Origin of the sequence: Exiguobacterium sp. s78 (assembly GCF_018618985.1) — a bacterium.
GTDB lineage: Bacteria > Bacillota > Bacilli > Exiguobacteriales > Exiguobacteriaceae > Exiguobacterium_A > Exiguobacterium_A abrahamii.
The window spans coordinates 1,527,338-1,544,818 of sequence record NZ_JACSNB010000001.1 but is presented as its reverse complement, the minus strand read 5'-3'; the positions used below and the strand labels follow the sequence as shown (position 1 = coordinate 1,544,818).

17 protein-coding genes are annotated in these 17,481 nt (G+C 44.1%); 15 read left to right on the top strand and 2 right to left on the bottom strand.

All coding sequences use genetic code 11. The annotated features are described in order from the left end of the window. Nucleotides 1-50: 50 nt before the first annotated feature. The 6 genes from KNQ18_RS08065 to KNQ18_RS08040 all read left to right on the top strand — a co-directional run bounded on the left by KNQ18_RS08065 (nt 51) and on the right by KNQ18_RS08040 (nt 3,902). Nucleotides 51-737, top strand: a complete 687-nt coding sequence (locus tag KNQ18_RS08065; protein ID WP_251133322.1) for a glyoxalase — start codon at nt 51-53, stop codon at nt 735-737. A gap of 30 nt (nt 738-767) precedes the next feature. Continuing rightward, the gene (locus KNQ18_RS08060) at nt 768-1,178 is read left to right on the top strand and encodes a hypothetical protein (RefSeq protein WP_215084420.1); all 411 of its coding nucleotides are present in this window, start codon (nt 768-770) and stop codon (nt 1,176-1,178) included. 20 nt (nt 1,179-1,198) lie between these two features. Next, on the top strand, nt 1,199-1,672 hold the full coding sequence (locus tag KNQ18_RS08055; RefSeq protein WP_215084418.1) for an NUDIX hydrolase: 474 nt from the start codon (nt 1,199-1,201) through the stop codon (nt 1,670-1,672). Between the two features lie 187 nt (nt 1,673-1,859). Then, nucleotides 1,860-2,639: a phosphotransferase family protein gene (locus KNQ18_RS08050; protein WP_215084416.1), complete on the top strand. Its 780-nt coding sequence runs from the start codon at nt 1,860-1,862 to the stop codon at nt 2,637-2,639. Between the two features lie 28 nt (nt 2,640-2,667). Next, the gene (locus KNQ18_RS08045; protein ID WP_215084414.1) at nt 2,668-3,273 is read left to right on the top strand and encodes an AAA family ATPase; all 606 of its coding nucleotides are present in this window, start codon (nt 2,668-2,670) and stop codon (nt 3,271-3,273) included. Next, a complete protein-coding gene (locus KNQ18_RS08040) occupies nt 3,270-3,902 on the top strand; it encodes a DUF3108 domain-containing protein (protein ID WP_215084412.1) in 633 nt (210 codons plus the stop codon). The genes KNQ18_RS08045 and KNQ18_RS08040 overlap by 4 nt, the downstream gene beginning before the upstream one ends. A gap of 245 nt (nt 3,903-4,147) precedes the next feature. Here KNQ18_RS08040 and KNQ18_RS08035 read toward each other — a convergent pair whose 3' ends face one another. Continuing rightward, a complete protein-coding gene (locus KNQ18_RS08035) occupies nt 4,148-6,091 on the bottom strand; it encodes a CDP-glycerol glycerophosphotransferase family protein (protein WP_215084410.1) in 1,944 nt (647 codons plus the stop codon). Between the two features lie 380 nt (nt 6,092-6,471). Here KNQ18_RS08035 and KNQ18_RS08030 point away from each other — a divergent pair, with 380 nt between their 5' ends. From KNQ18_RS08030 to KNQ18_RS08005, 6 genes are all read left to right on the top strand, one after another. Then, entirely contained in the window at nt 6,472-7,968 is a 1,497-nt protein-coding gene (locus tag KNQ18_RS08030) for a glycosyltransferase (protein WP_215084408.1), read from the top strand. A gap of 34 nt (nt 7,969-8,002) precedes the next feature. Continuing rightward, complete coding sequence (galU, locus tag KNQ18_RS08025) at nt 8,003-8,869, top strand: UTP--glucose-1-phosphate uridylyltransferase GalU (protein ID WP_064300048.1); 867 nt, start codon at nt 8,003-8,005, stop codon at nt 8,867-8,869. A 218-nt stretch (nt 8,870-9,087) separates the two neighbouring features. Then, the gene (locus KNQ18_RS08020; RefSeq protein WP_215084406.1) at nt 9,088-9,636 is read left to right on the top strand and encodes a hypothetical protein; all 549 of its coding nucleotides are present in this window, start codon (nt 9,088-9,090) and stop codon (nt 9,634-9,636) included. 443 nt (nt 9,637-10,079) lie between these two features. Continuing rightward, the gene (locus KNQ18_RS08015) at nt 10,080-10,892 is read left to right on the top strand and encodes an ankyrin repeat domain-containing protein (RefSeq protein WP_064300045.1); all 813 of its coding nucleotides are present in this window, start codon (nt 10,080-10,082) and stop codon (nt 10,890-10,892) included. Nucleotides 10,893-11,020: 128 nt separating this feature from the next. After that, entirely contained in the window at nt 11,021-11,491 is a 471-nt protein-coding gene (locus KNQ18_RS08010) for a DinB family protein (RefSeq protein WP_133208745.1), read from the top strand. Nucleotides 11,492-11,562: 71 nt separating this feature from the next. Then, nucleotides 11,563-12,093: a GNAT family N-acetyltransferase gene (locus KNQ18_RS08005; RefSeq protein WP_133208744.1), complete on the top strand. Its 531-nt coding sequence runs from the start codon at nt 11,563-11,565 to the stop codon at nt 12,091-12,093. A gap of 46 nt (nt 12,094-12,139) precedes the next feature. Here the strand turns inward: KNQ18_RS08005 and KNQ18_RS08000 are convergent, their stop codons facing one another. Next, on the bottom strand, nt 12,140-13,123 hold the full coding sequence (locus tag KNQ18_RS08000; protein ID WP_082874196.1) for a ketoacyl-ACP synthase III: 984 nt from the start codon (nt 13,121-13,123) through the stop codon (nt 12,140-12,142). Nucleotides 13,124-13,305: 182 nt separating this feature from the next. On the opposite strand from KNQ18_RS08000, the gene KNQ18_RS07995 reads away from it, so the two are divergent. From KNQ18_RS07995 to KNQ18_RS07985, 3 genes are all read left to right on the top strand, one after another. After that, nucleotides 13,306-13,980: a 5'-methylthioadenosine/S-adenosylhomocysteine nucleosidase family protein gene (locus tag KNQ18_RS07995; protein ID WP_215084404.1), complete on the top strand. Its 675-nt coding sequence runs from the start codon at nt 13,306-13,308 to the stop codon at nt 13,978-13,980. Nucleotides 13,981-14,184: 204 nt separating this feature from the next. Further along, the gene (locus KNQ18_RS07990; RefSeq protein WP_149427191.1) at nt 14,185-16,227 is read left to right on the top strand and encodes an acyltransferase family protein; all 2,043 of its coding nucleotides are present in this window, start codon (nt 14,185-14,187) and stop codon (nt 16,225-16,227) included. 37 nt (nt 16,228-16,264) lie between these two features. Next, complete coding sequence (locus KNQ18_RS07985) at nt 16,265-17,284, top strand: SMI1/KNR4 family protein (RefSeq protein ID WP_215084402.1); 1,020 nt, start codon at nt 16,265-16,267, stop codon at nt 17,282-17,284. Nucleotides 17,285-17,481 lie beyond the last annotated feature (197 nt).

Sequence of the window (17,481 nt, the reverse complement as noted above, 5' to 3'; positions counted from 1 at the left end):
GCATATCGCTTTTTGATAAATTTTACTGCAAATGAAGGAAGGTCATCAGCTTGAACATTTCAAAAACCATTCTTGTGACACGCCATCTACCGGCGATGAAGGCTTTTTACATAAACCAGATCGGATTCCCGCTCGTCTCGGAAACGAACGAGTCGTTTACGATGCAGATCGGTACCGATCAACTGACATATCGACAGACGGACGATGTTGATACGCAATACCATATGGCGTTCAACATTCCGGAAAACGTCTTCCAACAAGGTAAAGCGTGGCTCGTAGAACGGACACCACTCTTGATCGAAGATGGACAGGACGAGATTTATTTTGACTTCACGGACTCGCATTCCTGCTATTTTTATGACCCGGATGAGAATGTCTTGGAGCTGATCGCGCGGCATCAAATCAATCCATCTAAAGCGGAACCGACGTTTGATGTATCCGACATCCTCGGAATCGGTGAGATGAGTCTGACGGTGAAAGACGTGCTTGAAGTGGGTGAGCAGTTAGCAGAAATCGGCGTTCTCGAGCGACGGGAACGTCCGCTCAACGGCGCGTCACTCAACTTCCTCGGACCGGTCGCGGATGGAACGCATATCTTGCTCGTCCCGGAAGGACGGACATGGTTGTTCTCACCGAAGACGGCGAAGGTCAGTCCGATCGAGATGGAACTCGACGGCAGACATCGGGTTCGGCTTGACGCAGCGGGCGTATGGCATCAAAGTGCCGTTTCTTCATAATTCATTATTCTAAAAAGTGAGGGAAGTAAGATGAATAAAGCGGTGAATGCGAGTATCGCGTTCGGATTATTGTTGTTCGTATGTGGTTTCTTTTTTCTGTTTGGCTATTTGACCCGGTCGATGCCGATTCAGCAAGGCGGTGACCCGGTCATCTTACCGGTCGCAGCACTCCTCGTTCTCCTACCGTTCGTCATCCGAGAAGGCATGCGCGTTTTGACGTATGTTACGTTGACACGTCGACAGGTCGGCGTACTCATCTTACTTGCAATCAGTGGAATCATACTAAGTAGTTGGATTGAGGTGCAGCAGAATGTGGCACTGATCGATTTCCGTTCTCTCTTTACGATTCATACGTACGTACTTTTTGTTTCGGGCATCATCTTGTTATGTCTTCTATTGACGGGACTCAAACGGGTGCGCGTCCGAACGAAAGTGATTTAAATGGAAAAGGACTGAATGACATGGGATATATCACAGAATTACGCAAACTCGTCGGCACACGACCACTCGTCATGGCAGGGGCGTGTGTCATCGTCGTCAACGATAAACAAGAAGTCTTATTACAACTTCGGCAAGATAATGGTTGCTGGGGACTCGCTGGTGGAGCGCTTGAGATCGGTGAGACGCTCGTAGAAACAGCAAAACGTGAATTAAGGGAAGAGACCGGTCTTGAAGTGGAGCATCTCGAATTATTGAACGTCTATTCGGGTGATGCTTTTTACTATAAGTATCCGCATGGGGATGAAGTCTATAATGTGATCTCGGCATTTCTGTGTACAGCTTATACGGGTGAAGTGGTTCGGGATCCGTCAGAAGTCGCAGAATTACGCTTTTTCGTTATCGATCAGCTACCAGAAAACCTCAATCCACCGGAACGACCGATCTTGATGGAGTATGTTCAAAAACAACGGACAGCACATCACGTCTCTATTTGAAGCAAAGAGTAAAAACAAAAATCTTGAATGAACTTTTCATTCAAGATTTTTTGTTGCACTGGGACGCGTTTCAGCCTGAAGCATCAAGAAGACGATAAAAGATGGAAAAGTGATGCGTTTATTAGAAGGATTGGCTGGATGATTTGAGAAACGACCTAACGAAATAAGTGATAGGAGAAATATGGCGATGACTAACGTAAATAAAGGTTCTACCGCAACCGTGATGACAATCTCTGACGAACGAGTACGCAAATACTTCCATGAATCGATTGAAAAACAACGAATCGTACAGGAATTTCGTATGCTCGAAGAACTCGAGCGGACGGTTATCCCGACGCCAAACGTATATGCTGTTGCATTAGAAGATTCGCCGTTCATTGAGATGCAGCAGATCGACGGCAACGAAATGTTAGAGTGGTTTGATCCCTCCCGAATAACGGATTTTCTTAATGCCTTCGCGACATTACATCAACGGATTCATCAGCATCAATCTCGTGTAGCACCTGGATGGCACGATGTCACCCATCAAAAAATGCGTCATCTATCACCTGCGTTACGCTTGAAGGCGGAACGATTGTTAGAGACGCTTCACATTCCGCAACAACAAGGATTGCTCCACGGGGACTACCATTTCCAGAATATCCTCGTGACAGCGGATAAAACGTTCGTCGTCATTGATTGGCATGATGCGACGACAGGGCCACCGATCGCGGATGTCGCGCGGACGTTGCTCTTGCTGCGAATAGCAGGTGAAATAGCAGTGCCGGACGAGGTACGACGATACGTCTGTCGCGAATACCTCGACCGCTATCAAGCTGTTTCGTCAATCCAGCTATCGAATCTTGCAGACTGGTTACGACTCATGGTCATTCTTAGGACGCTTGAGCAAATCCCGGATGCTGAACAAAGTCGGTTAAAGGAATTGATCAGTCATCCAGACCTCAGCTCATATTTTTTTAATACTTAAGTATATACAGGTAGGAGGAACGCCATTCATGAGAACCATCATCTCGATCCAATGGGCTATGGCATCCGGGAAGACGACGCTTGCGCAAGCGCTCGAAGACGCTTACCCGGAGTTGCATGTCTATTATGAAAATCCGTATCCGATCGTTCAAAAAAGAAAGGAGCTCGAATTAGACATCCGTACCGAAGACGGATTCGTTGAGAATCAGCGCTTGTTCATTCAAGCGGAACTCGAACGGTTTCGCCATTTTCCCGACGGACACATCATATTAGATCGTGGTCCGGAAGATCTTGAATTTTATACGCTTCATTATCCACAGGTACATGGGTATGACTGGGATATGGAATTCCGTTTAAAGACAGAACTAGAGGCATTAAGAAGATGCCGATCAGACCTGATTCTTTATTTACGGGCACCAGACCATCTCTTACGAGAGCGGCGCGACGCCGATCAGACAAGAACGCGCCAATCTTTCGCACAACACGAATCGCTTTGGAAACTTGAAGAAAACTGGTTTGAACGGTTTCCGGTACATCCGATTGATACGACAGCGAAAACGCTGGAGCAAGTCCGACAAGCAGCGGTTCATCGGTTGGCTGTCACCGGAATCTTAGGAAGGGAGAATGAGATATGAATGTAAAAGGGATGACCTATCCCCTCATCGAGGGAAAAAACGAAAAACAGGTTTACTGGATAGAAAAAGGAGAATCGGTTCAGATTGGACAGACTTACGAAACGATTCGGTTAGAAAAAACATCACATCAATCCATCCTTGTACGGGAGCAAGAATTAGTGTCAGAAAAAATTGGCAATCGAACGATTCGTTTGACGATGGATGCAGAAAGTTATGCGCCGCTCGAATTCGTCGAGTACCAAGAAGGTGTTCAAACCGTTCATGCGTTGTATCGAACGGATGAAGTCGTGATCACGCGAGGAAATGAGCAATCTGTCTTGCCCATCCGTACGAAAAGTGTTGATCTGTTTTCAATCGAATTTTTGTTGCGAGTATTACCACTGGCTGTCGATTCGACGCTCTCGTTTAGCGGCTTTAGTGCCGTTTCCGGACGTGAGGTGCCGGTTCAGGTGCAACCTCTGCGGTACGATCTATTGATGACCGAGTCAGGCGAACACCTAGAGACACTTTGCGTTCACGTTGCGTTTGGTGAACGTGTTCAGTATTACTGGATTGATCCAGTCAAGCGGGAGCTGTTAAAGCAGTCCTCACAGATTGCGGACGGGATCTCGTTGGAATTTCGTCGATGAAAAAAAGAGCTGACTCAAAAGTTGGTCTCTACAAAGAAAAGGGTGGCAGAATGATGATCTGCCACCCTTTTCTCGTGAAAATGACGCGTCACACGCCACTCCTACAGGAAAAAGCGCATTATGCGCTGTCAGAGACAAACAAGACCCGTTTTCCTGCTTAAATGAAGCAGGAAAACTGGCTTGTGTCTCGCCTGAGGAAAGGGCGTGAAAAGACGCGTCATTCTTTTTTGAGTCAGCTCCATTTGTTATAGCTGAAAATGGTGTTGCATCGCTTCGAAAATCCGTTTACTTGCTTTTGTATCGTCAAACGCATAGATGTGACTGAGGTGACGTTTGAACTTTTTAGGCATCTTCGATTCGCGTAGTGACTCCATCAAGGCGTCTCTTGTTTCGATGACGTCTCCTGGTAACAAATCCGTCGATTCGCCGACGTTATCTTCGCCAACTAAGATAGGTGGGCGGTAGTAGATGACCTTTTTGTGCATCAAGGAAAAATCGAGACCGACACTCGAATAATCTGTGATCAACACATGATGATTTTCAAGTAGCTCCTTGACTGTGAACGCATCCTGACTGATGACATCGACGAAGTCCGAGAGGAACAAGTGGCTGAATTTTTGGAAGTTGCGATGAAGATAGAACGAGACTTCAATTTTGTTGTCCATCACTAAGCTTTTTAATCGTTCGTCCGTGATCAACGCTTGAAACTCCCGGTAATAGTCGCTTTCCATGAACTGTTCGTCTGAATACGTATCGAGTTTCGGTCGCCACGTCGGCATGATCAGTAGCTTTTTCCGGTTCTTGTATCGCTTGAGCCAACGTGATCGTTCCGTGATCAGGTGATCGAATCGGGCGAGACCCGTCACGATGATTTCGTCAGGATGAAAACCGTAATCGCGGGCGATGAGTTGTTTTTCCCGCTCCGAGGAGACGACGAATAAGTCGGTAAATGGATGCGGCATCTTTTTCCCATAAATGTGACTAACATCTTTTGATCCGATGACACCGTGTTGCAAGAACAGCTTTTGTTTCGTTTGCATCAATGCTTCCGTGTGATAGGTAGCGAACGGTAATGCATAACTTGAAGAATGCGTATGGCAGAGAATGTCTGCTGCTTGGACGACCTCGATGTTCTCTGGTGACTTGTAGAACACGATATGGTTCTCATATCCGACAAGATTTTTGAGGTCCGGACTCGACCGACTGATGATGTAGAAGATATTGAAGCGCTTCTGATGCTGGTCAACGAGATACTTGAAGAAAATCATCCCATTATCTTGTGCTTTATCCGGATATTCAAAACAGATAATTGTCTTCTTATTTGGATCCAGTCCAAGTAACGGTTGAGGGTCCGCGTAATACTCGACGGTCTCGACCGGCACCGGTATTAGACGCATCGCAAGTCGTTCCGACACGGTTGAATAGGGGCGGACCAACACGTCATGTTGATCATTTAACGATAACCAGTGCTCATCGTTCAAGAGTCCCGGGTGATTTTTGAAGTGACGAATCCGCGGTGTGAAACCAGAGATCGGCATCTCACGAATCGTAAATCCGAACATGAGGTCATAGATGTTCGCATTGAACGCGTCGTAGTTATACCGGTCACCGAGTAACTGCTCGACGAGTTTTGGTTCGATCACGGCTTCGACTTCTGTCTTGAAGCGACGAGCATCAACTGGTGTGACGCTGAAGCGATTAATCGGCAGAGCGATTTTTTGTTCCTGATGTCTGATTTTAATGAAGCAATGTGGCTGTTTCACTTCGAAATACTTTGAGTGAAACGAAAACTTCAATAGAAGGACGTCGTCTTGACGAGTGATGCCCTCAAATAGGACGTCTTGATCATAAAAATTCATGATGGACGGTTTTTTGTTATAGATCAGACTGAGCTCGTCGTCTTGGTCGATGAAAATGAAATAGGAATGTTTCCCTTGTTTGATGTAGCTATTCGGTGCGATGTCCAGTGGTTCCGAAAGATGTTTGAACGAAATCGGTTTACCGGATTCATCGACGAATTTAACAGGATGATTCTTTTTTTTGAAGATATCGAGCAATGTATCAATCGATAGCACAAAGGCTGTCTCTATTTTTTGGAGTGGTATCAGTTGTTCATTGATCGATAACTGTAGGCTTTGGTGCGGAAGATTCTCGATCAAAAACGTATGATCACGACAAGTGATTTTCATTGGTGCATGGCTTCCTTTCATACTCTGATTCAGTCGTTCTTAAACTACATCACTTACCATACAATATCTTCCGATTTCTGCAAAGATGTAGATTGATTGGAAACCAATACAGTATAGTATTCTGGCTAAAGGATATTGGGAAAAGACAGACGTTACCGCATCTTCGACAGATCATTAGTTGCAGAACCATGACAATGATTGGATATTATGCAAAACCGATTGACTTTGTTCGTAAAAAAGGAGATAAATAGAAACTGTATTGGTAAATGCGACTAGTATCGCAAGAGGTTTATGAAAAAGCAAAGTCGGCTATATATAGAGGTTGAACTCACAGAAAAAAACAGGGATCAATCTTGAAGGGTGAAGGGGAGTAATGACAGATGCTGTATACGGTAACATCGACATTACCACCAAAACACGGTGGTAGAACGAAGTCGTTATTGAGTCGAATCGCGCTCATGGAACAAGAACTTGGCGCCGGTTCAACAATCGTTACGACGAACTACAATGCCAACTACATGGAAGTCTACGAATTGTTCCGAACAGAAGAGAAGGTCGGTCCGAAAGTACAATTTGAAAATATCTACGATTGGCTATCAGATTACAAATTGTTAAGTATTCCAACGACTCGCTTTCGTAACAAACCGATCATCAAAGAAACAGCGCGCGAAATCGAAGGATTAAAAAGCGTCGAGAAAAAAGTCAGTGACGCCGTTCGTTATTATGATGAGGAAGATGAGTATGTCCTCTACCGTAAATTTTACCCTGAAACGCAAGTCGTTGAATTCGAGGATTTCATGACGAACGCTTCCCGTAAAAAAGTCGAGCGCTGGGAATATAACGTCTACGGCCAATTGCACCGAAAGACAATTTATTCGCCGGTCCATCATGGAAAGATGATGGAAGAGTTGTATGATTCGGAAGGCAATGTCTATTGTAAGAAGTTCTACAATGAAATGGCGCGCCCGAAGCTTATCTTGATTCAGTTATACCGGAACGGCAGAATGTACAAAGCGTTCAAAAAAGAGAAGGACTTATTTGAGTATTACTTCAATCGATTGTTTAAAGACGGTGATGTCTTGTTCGTCGATGCGCGTTTACTGGACCGCTCGATTCTCAACATCAAAGCAGATGTCAAACGAGTCATGGTCATCCACAACTCACACTTGGATGGTTCGACCGTCAAAGGATCATATACGACGATGTTCTCGGAATCTGATAAAGTGACACGTTTCATCAGTCTGACGAATCACCAAAAAGAAGACATTTTGGAGAGGTATAACATCCCGGAAGAGAAGATTTCCATCATTCCGCACTTTATCGTCCCAGAACAAACGCAACGACGCGAACAGGTCAAGGATCAATTCTGTTTCATCGGTCGATTCGGTCTGCAAAAGCAGATGGATCATTTGATCAAGAGTTATGCGATCTTCAAACACTCGGGTCACGCGACGAAGCTTGTACTCTATGGCATGGACGAACAAGGGCAACTGACGATGATGGAGAGTTTGATCGAGGAGCTCGGCTTACAGGATGATATCGAAATCCACGGTTTCACGTCGAATCCGGCAGAAGTCTTCCGGGAATCGAAAGCATCACTGTTGACGAGTGAATTTGAAGGATTTGGACTGACGGTCATGGAAAGTATCAATGTCGGCTGTCCGGTCATCTCTTATGACGTCAAATACGGACCACGCGAAATCATTGCCCACGGCGAGAACGGCTACCTCGTTCCAGCGAACGACATGGAAGCTTTTGCTGCCGCGATGGTGCAACTCGTCGAACGACCACTCGCGCGCGTCGAGACGAAGCCATCGCTTTACCTCGAGACGGCTGTAAAGAACTACGGACGATTACTAGAAGAATTAAGCAACTAAACCTACTACTTGAACGATGAAGAGGATGAACGTTATGAAGAAAATTACGAAAGCCATTATTCCAGCAGCAGGACTCGGGACACGTTTCTTGCCTGCGACAAAAGCAATGCCAAAAGAGATGTTACCGATTCTCGATAAACCGACGATCCAGTATATCGTCGAAGAAGCGGCAAAAGCCGGCATCGAAGATATCATCATCGTCACAGGTAAACACAAACGGGCGATCGAAGATCATTTTGATAACCAAAAAGAACTCGAAATTACGCTCGAGAACTCTGGGAAGACCGAATTACTCGAGAAGGTTCAATTCTCGACGAACCTCGCGAACATCTTCTATGTCCGCCAAAAAGAACAAAAGGGTCTCGGTCATGCCATTTTGACGGCGAAACAATTCATCGGGAACGAACCGTTTGCAGTTTTACTCGGGGACGATATCGTCGAGTCGGATGATCCGGCAATCAAACAATTGATGGACGTCTACGAACAGACGGAGAAATCGGTCATCGGTGTACAAGAAGTCCGTCCGGAAGATACGCATCGTTACGGCATCATCGATCCTGTTTCACAAAACGGACGACTGTATGACGTGAAGAAATTCGTTGAAAAACCGGCTCCAGGCACAGCACCATCGAACCTCGCAATCATGGGCCGTTACGTACTGACACCGGATATCTTTGATTATCTAGCGAATCAAGGAGAAGGTGCGGGCGGTGAGATTCAATTGACAGATGCGATTGAACGCTTGAATGCGGATAGCCAAGTCTATGCGTATGATTTCGAGGGTAACCGTTATGACGTCGGAGAGAAACTCGGTTTCGTTAAGACGACGATCGAATATGCGTTGAAAGATGCAGAGATGCGTGACGAGCTGAAAGCTTTCATCAAGACACTAGATATTTAAATGACGAACCACCCTGACATGATGCAGGGTGGTTTTTTCTGGTCAGTTCATTTCGCAATTATGGACTTCCTCTGATAAAAGAGATGGAATGGCTATTTATTTGATAATTTCTTTTACTTGATTCGTTGAGATGGTAATCATGATGAGAAGTAAAAATGTTAGGCTAATGTAGTAAATAAGATAGTTATACAAACATATAAACTATAGGAGACATGACATTGTTACGTAAAAAAAGATATGTGTTACTACTTAGTCTTTTAGTAATTTGTATGTTAATCGGAATAACATCTCACTTGAAGAATGAACGAGCAGTCGGTATAGCTAAAAATCTGAAGCAAAAGTCTGAGTCACTGGATGAGGTTGTAACTGAAATCAATGGCAAAGAGGTCTCGAGATCAGCATTAAACATAACGTTTTCGAATGGCGATCAAGTAGATTTGCTAATGAAGATGAAATTATCGAAAAGGCTGTATACAGTATTCAAACACCTGAAACATCAACCGACGTTTAGTTTTGCTGCAAATATGAATCAAGATGTACTGAGTAAGTTTGTTTTGAAAAAATCTCCTGAAGTCGTAAAGGTTAACTTTCAATTAGATTCGAATCAGGTGATGCATATCCATCAAAAGTTATACTTAAATGCACCAATATCAAGTAAAACGAAACCATTATTTTTGGATACACGTAATTATCAATTCTTATTTTTAAATGAGCGACAGCAAGCGGTAGCAATTTTGTTTGATTTAAACTTATCGACGTGGCAATAAAGTTACAGAATAGTAATTAGATCTTGTTTTGAATAGAAAAAGATTTTGATTGTTTCAGAATGGAGAGGATGAAAATGTTATCTTGGCTAGGTATAAAGAAAACGAATAGCGCAGGACGTCCATTTTTTGCAGGTGTCGAGAAATCGACGGTCTTCTTAATTTTATTAATATCCCTTGCCGTTCTCAATAGTGTGAGGTGGATCCTCAAATTTCTCATTCCAACATCCTTTTTCAATGACCCCATCGTTTCGGTCTTACCAGGTGTAATTGGAATCCTATCAGCTATTGTATTCGTGTTTTTGGTCGAACGACTGATAAGCGATGAGTCTAACCCTGCTGAATAATCGTCGAAACCATCCTCAAGTAGGATGGTTTTCGCGCATTATAACAGGTTCTTGTTGTAAAATGAGGAGGACAATGGAACAGGTGAGGGGCGAACGGACATGACGAAACGATCCATCCAAGATGCTGCTTTTTTGGGCAAACGAAAACAAGTAATGCGCTGCATCGAACGTGGTGACGATCTGAACGAACTGGATGAAGAAGGATTTGCGGCGCTTCATTGGGCGATTCAGGAAGGGTACCTACGGATCGTCGAATTGTTGCTCGATCATGGCGCGGATGTCAACCTTCCGAATCAGGACGGGATGTCACCGTTGCATATTGCGCTTTATGATCAAAAGACCGACATTGCGTTACTTTTGATCAAGCGAGGCGCTCATCTTGATTTAGATGAACACGGATTCTCAGCGCTTCATTTAGTAGCGGGCCGGGGCGGCAATAAAAAAGTCTTACGGAAACTAGCGCAGAACGTCGAGTTGTTACATCAACGGACCGATGACGGGGAAGGTGTGACACCGCTACATTATGCGGCGCAGGAAGGTAAGTCGAAAAAAGTCCAGCTATTACTGGAGGCAGGAGCAGAAGTCGATGCTGTCGGACTAGACGGATTCACACCGCTGTATCTCGCAGTCGGAAATAATCATCCGAAAGCGGTCAAAGTGCTTCTAAAGGCAGGAGCTGACATCGAAGCGGAAAACGTCGCGGATGGCGATACGGCAGTCCTCGCATTAGCGAGTGCTTACGGCTATGAACGGGTCGTCCGGTTATTACTCTCTTATGGAGCCGATCCACTGCATCGAAATGAAGATGGACGGACAGCGCGTGATGCGGCACTTGATAACGAACACCATCAGATTGCGGAGATCTTGCGCCAAAAAGAGATTGATGCGTTATCTGAGGAAGAGAATAACTGAACGGTGGACGACAAGACAGGAAACATCTGCGGATGCTTCCTGTTTTTAAATTTTAAAGGATTTTCAAATTGCTTTGTCAAAATAGAGATAAGAGAACACTTATTCGTCATTGAAAGGAAGGTCGCATCATGAACGCAATCGATTGGACGGTATGGAATTTAAACGAAGTGAGAAGAAGAAGCATCAAAGTCTGGCAGTCGATTCCTGAAGATAAATTGAACTGGAAACCGGATGAGAACGCCATGACGTGTTTTGAGATGATCCGTCATGTGTTAGACAGCGAGTATTATTATTTCTTAGCGTTACAGAATCGAGGCAGTCTACCGTCGTATGAGTCCCCGTTTGAAGGGCGCGACTTCGTATCAGTGCAAGCTGAACTAGACTTTGCGGCAGTCTATCATGAGGAATTCATGGCATATGTCGAGCAACTAACGGAATCAGATTTAGCGATCGTTCAGATTGATCGTTCGGAATCAGGTTATGTGCGTTCGCTCGGTGATATGTTGTTACGAATTGCTTATCACGAAGCAGTGCATACAGGACAGTTACTCGATTACTTAAGAACAGCAGATGTTGAGCGGGTACGAGTTTGGGACTAAGGTAATTTAATGAGAAAATGTGTTAGTAGTATGAGCTGCTAATGCAATCCGTCAGGTAGGGGGTAAAAATTTTGAAAATACGTTTAGCAACATCCAAAGACATGAAGGTAATAGCAAAGATTTACGTTGATACGTGGAGGACGACATACACCGGTTTAGTACCCGATGTATATTTAGAACAACTCACTGTTCAACGGGCAGAACAAAAATGGATACAGTTTTTGAACGATTTCTCACAAGATACATTCCTATATGTGGTATTGAATGAAAAGGGAATTATAATCGGATTCGCAGCAGCTCAAATTCATGCTAATGCTGGAGTACGGAAAGGAGAGTTGTCTGCCCTCTATATATTACCCGAAGCACACGGTTTAGGAATCGGCAAAAAGTTGATGGAGACTGTCAGCGTGCATTTCCTGAAAGCAGAGGTCTCCTCGATGATGGTTTGGGTAATGAAAAAGAATGAGCCAGGGCGTGCATTTTACAAACGACTTGGCGGCAAATACATAGGTCATCGTCAGAGTCGTTTTGGGAATGTTACGGTTGAAGATGAAGCATATGAATGGCTGGATGTCGCTATGCTTATCCATCATCAGAATTAAAAACAAGGAGGAAGTACGATGCATCTGTACTTCTTCCTTGTATGAATCACAGACTCCATTTCATTAGTAATCCTGCTTGTGTCAAACCGCCACCGAACCCATATAACAGGAGCATATCTCCCGCTTTGATTTTCCCCTCAGATATACCTTTATCTAAAGATAAGGGGATGGTCGCTGAAGAAGTGTTGCCATAATTGACTAGGCTGAAAAGCGTTTTATCAAAGGGAACCCCACTTTTATCGCAGATTGATTGAATCATGCGAAGGTTTGCACTATGTGGAATGAACCAATCGATTTGATCTAAAGTCATCGATGCTTGAGCCAGTACATATTTCATCCCATGAGGAACCGTGCTGACTGCCCATTTGTATACTTCTCGTCCATTTTGAACGATTTTGTTATTGTGAATAATAGGATTTTCGAACAATTGATTTGACAGGTTTGAGCAATATAGACTTGATCCTTTTTCTCCTTCCGAGTTCAAGTAGAAGGAAATAAAGTCAGACTGGACTTCATCACGTTCCACAAGAACAGCTCCGCTTCCGTCTCCAAACAAAATGCATGTATTTCGATCCGTGTAGTCAGTAATTTTAGAAAGTGTTTCTGCACCGATAACGAGAATTTTTTTATGAAGACCAGATGAAATTAATCCGTTCGCCAAGTGTAATCCGTATGTAAATCCCGCACAAGCAGCGTTCAGGTCAATTGTACCGGCATGTTTGATACCGAGTTTTGCTTGAACCAATGATGCGGTACTTGGTGTCTTAAAATCGGGTGACATCGTACAGATGATGATCATATCGACATCTTGAAATTCTTTATTGTAACGCAGTTTTAAATTCATGGCCGCTTGATATGCAAGATCACTTGTCGATTCAGTCTGAGCCGCGATTCTTCGTTCTTTGATGCCTGTTCGTTGAACTATCCATTCATCATTTGTTTCTACTAGTTTCTCTAAATCATGGTTCGTCATGATTTGATTTGGAACGTAAGAGCCGATTGCTGTAATTCGGGCATAAGATGCATTCAAGAATTGTTCCTCCTTGTAAAAAATATTTCTATAAAATTTAAAACTAGATATTAGTACTAGGTACTAATATAAATGTGATTTTGTTTAAATACAAGCAATATAACTGATAAGATTTTTTGTTAAATCAAATAGTTTAAAAAATAGAGTGGTTTCTAGCGAATGCAATAAAGGAGGAATAAGTCATGATCGGAATCAGCATCGCCACCACATGGGAGTTCGACGCAACACTTGCGTATTTTCATGTCTCACCTGAAGAAAGAATCACTTATCCGTATGGTGAATATTTCACGCGCGAGGTGAATGGGAAAACGCTCTTGTTTTACAGCACAGGCGTTCGAAAAGTAAATGGCATCGGAGCGAATCAATATATGATCCTCCGTTTCTCATTGACGAAGGTCATCGTTGCCGGAACGTGTGCCGGAATCGAGCCGAGGTACGACGTACTCGACATCATCGTTCCGGATCGTGCGGTTCAATATGATTGCACGGTCAAAGAGATTGAACCACTCATCAAACCCTCGTTCGTCGTCGATCTCGACGTGTCGAAGTATGGCAACGATTTTCATCCTGGAACGATCGGAACGGCAGACCGTGCTGTCGTCATGTGGCGAGACTATATCGAACTGCGGGATAACGGATTGACGATTGCTGATACGGAAGCGGGGGCTATCGCGTACATCTGTCAGAAAAATGCAGTCGAATGTATTATCATCAAAGGTATCTCCGATTTTCCGACCGAAGAGAAGGAAGAAAATGCTGTCGAAGCAAACGTCGAACAGATGCGGATCTATATCGAGAACACACCAAAAGTCATGCAACGGATTTTTGCCGACTACTTATACCGGTTTCTAACGTAATCTTTCATCAGTGCACTTCTTTTACATATTTTCCAAGTTTCTTGCGGCAATATAGTTCAGTAGCATTGTATTTTTTGAAATATGTTCTATCATAGTGAATGGAAACGTTTTCTTAAAATGGTGAGTACATACCGAACTGTACAAGAAATGCGCTGCAATCGTCAGGATTCGTAGGTGTAGAAGTAGATGGAGGGACATAGAAGCATGCAGGAATGGAAAGTATCTGGTCAACCGGGTCAGAAGCGGATTGATATTGAAAGCCGGTTTCGCCCGGAAATCGAAGGGTTACGCACGGTAGCTGCCTTACTCGTCGCAATCTATCATATTTGGTTCAATCGTGTCTCAGGAGGTGTCGATGTCTTCTTCGTCATCTCGGGTTTTTTGATCACGACATCGATCATCTCGACAATCAACCGGACAGGGGAGTTCAAATTTCTGCCGTACGTGACAAAGTTGCTGAAACGACTCTTGCCATCCGTTTTGTTCATCTTAGGCGTCGTGTTAGTACTAAGCACATTTTTATTACCGGCATCGATTCTCGGGAAAACAATTCGTGAAGTCGTCGCCTCGATGTTCTTTTATCAAAACTGGCAACTCGCCGTCTCAAGTACGGATTACTTAGACGCGACCCAGATGAAGTCACCCGTCGAACATTTTTGGGCACTATCGATCCAGTGGCAGTTTTATATGATTTGGTTCGTCTTGTTCTCGTTCATCTTATGGATGATGAACACGTATCAGATTCGGTCGATTAAAGCCGTCCTGAACGGTCTGCTTGGCTTTTTGTTCGTCACGTCACTCGCGTATTCGATCTACCTGACAGAAGTGAATCAGCCGTGGGCGTATTTCATTACGCCGACGCGGGTCTGGGAATTCGCCTTAGGTAGTCTATTATGTGTGAACTTGTCGGCGATTCGTGTTCCGAAGTGGATAGCTACGATCATCGGCTGGGTCGGTCTGCTTGGCTTGCTGACGACTGGTGTTCTGTTTAATGTCTCGCAAATGTTCCCTGGCTATATCGCACTCTGGCCGATGACGTGCGCCTTGATGATCGTGTTATCAGGAACGCAGGAGACACGATTCGGATTAAAACGATTCCTCGGATCAAAGCCGATGGTCAAACTCGGCGGGATCGCGTTCGGGATTTACCTTTGGCACTGGGTGTTGCTTGAGTTCTATCGCTACAATGTTCAACAAACGCCAGGTCTGCTCGTCGGTACACTGATTATCGTTGCATCGATCGGTTTATCCTACTTGATGACGGAATGGGTTGAAAAACCGATTCGCACTTCGACTGTCAATCGGACAGCGTTCAAGAAGCTAGGTGCGCTGTTGACGGTCAACGTTTTGTTGATTGGATCCTTACTCGGACTCGCTTATCTGGAAGAGCAAGAGCTGAAACAAGCTGTCAGCAAGAATAAGTATCCGGGTGCTTTAGCGATCGAACAGACAATGCCTGTACCGAAGCAAGATCCTTTCCCGTCTTATGCGAACGTCTTCAATGACTTACCGCTCGTCCATACGGATGGTAGCAACCAAGGACTGCAAAAGACGGAAGCGAAAGTCGGTGAATACGGAAAAACGAAGGATTATAAAGCGACGATTGCGCTCGTCGGAAGCTCGCACTCGGAGCAATGGTTCGGTGCATTGCATGAAGCAATCAAAGGAACGGACATCCGTTTACTCAATCTGACGCGGTCAGGAACACGTTTTTCGACCGGCTATGAACCGGATTCCTTAAAAGGGATCTGGAACCAGAACGTCTTGAACTATTTGAAGGATGCCGATGTTGATTTGATCATCTCGCACGTGACTGCAGCGGATGCTTCAAAAGACAGCATTCATCAACAAATGGTCGACCAGATGCAGTTCGTCAAAGACGAGTATGGGATCGACGGTCTAGCACTCCGGGATAATCCACGGTATGACTTCAACGTACTCGAGGCGCTCGAGACGACAAGCATCGCGGATACGACGAAACAGATGAATACGGAACCGAACCAAACGGATGAGGCGTACTGGAAACAGTTCGAAAAAACGAATCAGTCGCTCCATAAGCTGGATTTGACGCGTTACTTCCACGTCAAAGGCGAGTATCGCCCTGTCATCGGCAATGTCGTCATCTATCGTGACAACAGCCATATGACGAATACGTATGCGGAAAGCTTTGCTCCGATGTTCAAGAAAAAGCTAGACGAAGTGCTCGCGGACAAATTAGCGAGTACAACAGCTAACACGAACCAATAGAAATTTAGAGCGTGTCGTGAAGCTTAACGAGGAGGCAATGGAAGAAACCATGGCAAATATTAAGGCAAAGTTTAATCGGTGCTTAAAACTAATCGAAAAATACCCACAAGCTTTCATAGTGGGGAATGGGTCAACGGAAAATGAGATTCTTGAAGTCGAACATCGTCTTCAGGTCACGTTTCCGCCAATGTACAAAGAATTTCTAAAAAAGTTCAGTTATCTGGCTACGCATGATGAAGAGATCTGGGGAATCAGTCCATCAAACAACCAGTTAGATCTTGTATTTAGACTTGAAAAATATAACAAGGAACTCCGTAGCAAATCTCAAAGTGAAGTTCCTTCACATTTAATCGGAATACAAATGGAAGACTTTAGTTCATCGCTCATTTGTCTAGACTTACAAGCCTTGACCTACAATGATCAAGAGGCAAAAGTATGTTTTTACCCAAGTGATGACGAACCTTACTATGCAGATTCCTTCACGGAAAGATTATTTGAAGTGTGTGATAGTGCCGTGTCAACGTATTTAGAGGATACAGAGGACGAATCCTCTACTCCAATCAAAAAAGTGAGTGCAATCAAGACGGGACACAAGGATGTTTATTCCGAAGCAAAAGCATTGATCCATGCACATCCGGAGTTATCTGAGTTTGGAGAAGGGTTATCGGACGCTGAAGTCGAGGTAATTGAAAAAGAGTTAAACGTCACCTTACCTGAAAGTTACGTGACATTCATGAAAGAATTCGGAGGGGGTATCTTTGGAGACAACCAGTTTTTTACGATGTTCAATGATGAATTAGTAAAAACGAATCTCGAATTGTATCATCCAACAGAATTTGAGCATGCTCTTTCAAAACATCTAGTAGCTGTCTATTTTGATGATCTTGAGGAATTTTATGCGTGTCTTGATTTCAAAAATGTAGTGAATGGTGAGCCTAAAGTAGTGTATCGAGAAGTGAACGTACCGGAAGAAGACTATGATGATCGTGATGCATTCAAATCGTTCTCCGATTTTCTCTACTACATTATTCAAGACACCATTGAGGTCAATAGCTAATATCATCCGATCGACTACGTAAATGCTCGACTTTTTCGTCAAACGAATAAGTAGCACAATGAAACGGCTTGAGTCCAGAATTCAAAAGGACTCAAGCCGTTTTCCTATTCTTAGCATTACTTAACATATGAACCATACAGAAGGGCTGAACGAAAACACAGAAAAACTCCCTTCAAAATTAACGGTTGAAAGAATGA

What these genes read in the sequence shown, in the direction of transcription:
- KNQ18_RS08060 (WP_215084420.1), top strand. Translation starts at nt 768, where the DNA reads ATGAATAAAGCGGTGAATGCGAGTATCGCGTTCGGATTATTGTTGTTC.
- KNQ18_RS08055 (WP_215084418.1), top strand. Translation starts at nt 1,199, where the DNA reads ATGGGATATATCACAGAATTACGCAAACTCGTCGGCACACGACCACTC.
- KNQ18_RS08050 (WP_215084416.1), top strand. Translation starts at nt 1,860, where the DNA reads ATGACTAACGTAAATAAAGGTTCTACCGCAACCGTGATGACAATCTCT.
- KNQ18_RS08045 (WP_215084414.1), top strand. Translation starts at nt 2,668, where the DNA reads ATGAGAACCATCATCTCGATCCAATGGGCTATGGCATCCGGGAAGACG.
- KNQ18_RS08040 (WP_215084412.1), top strand. Translation starts at nt 3,270, where the DNA reads ATGAATGTAAAAGGGATGACCTATCCCCTCATCGAGGGAAAAAACGAA.
- KNQ18_RS08035 (WP_215084410.1), bottom strand. Translation starts at nt 6,091, where the DNA reads ATGAAAATCACTTGTCGTGATCATACGTTTTTGATCGAGAATCTTCCG.
- KNQ18_RS08030 (WP_215084408.1), top strand. Translation starts at nt 6,472, where the DNA reads ATGCTGTATACGGTAACATCGACATTACCACCAAAACACGGTGGTAGA.
- galU (WP_064300048.1), top strand. Translation starts at nt 8,003, where the DNA reads ATGAAGAAAATTACGAAAGCCATTATTCCAGCAGCAGGACTCGGGACA.
- KNQ18_RS08015 (WP_064300045.1), top strand. Translation starts at nt 10,080, where the DNA reads ATGACGAAACGATCCATCCAAGATGCTGCTTTTTTGGGCAAACGAAAA.
- KNQ18_RS08010 (WP_133208745.1), top strand. Translation starts at nt 11,021, where the DNA reads ATGAACGCAATCGATTGGACGGTATGGAATTTAAACGAAGTGAGAAGA.
- KNQ18_RS07995 (WP_215084404.1), top strand. Translation starts at nt 13,306, where the DNA reads ATGATCGGAATCAGCATCGCCACCACATGGGAGTTCGACGCAACACTT.
- KNQ18_RS07990 (WP_149427191.1), top strand. Translation starts at nt 14,185, where the DNA reads ATGCAGGAATGGAAAGTATCTGGTCAACCGGGTCAGAAGCGGATTGAT.
- KNQ18_RS07985 (WP_215084402.1), top strand. Translation starts at nt 16,265, where the DNA reads ATGGAAGAAACCATGGCAAATATTAAGGCAAAGTTTAATCGGTGCTTA.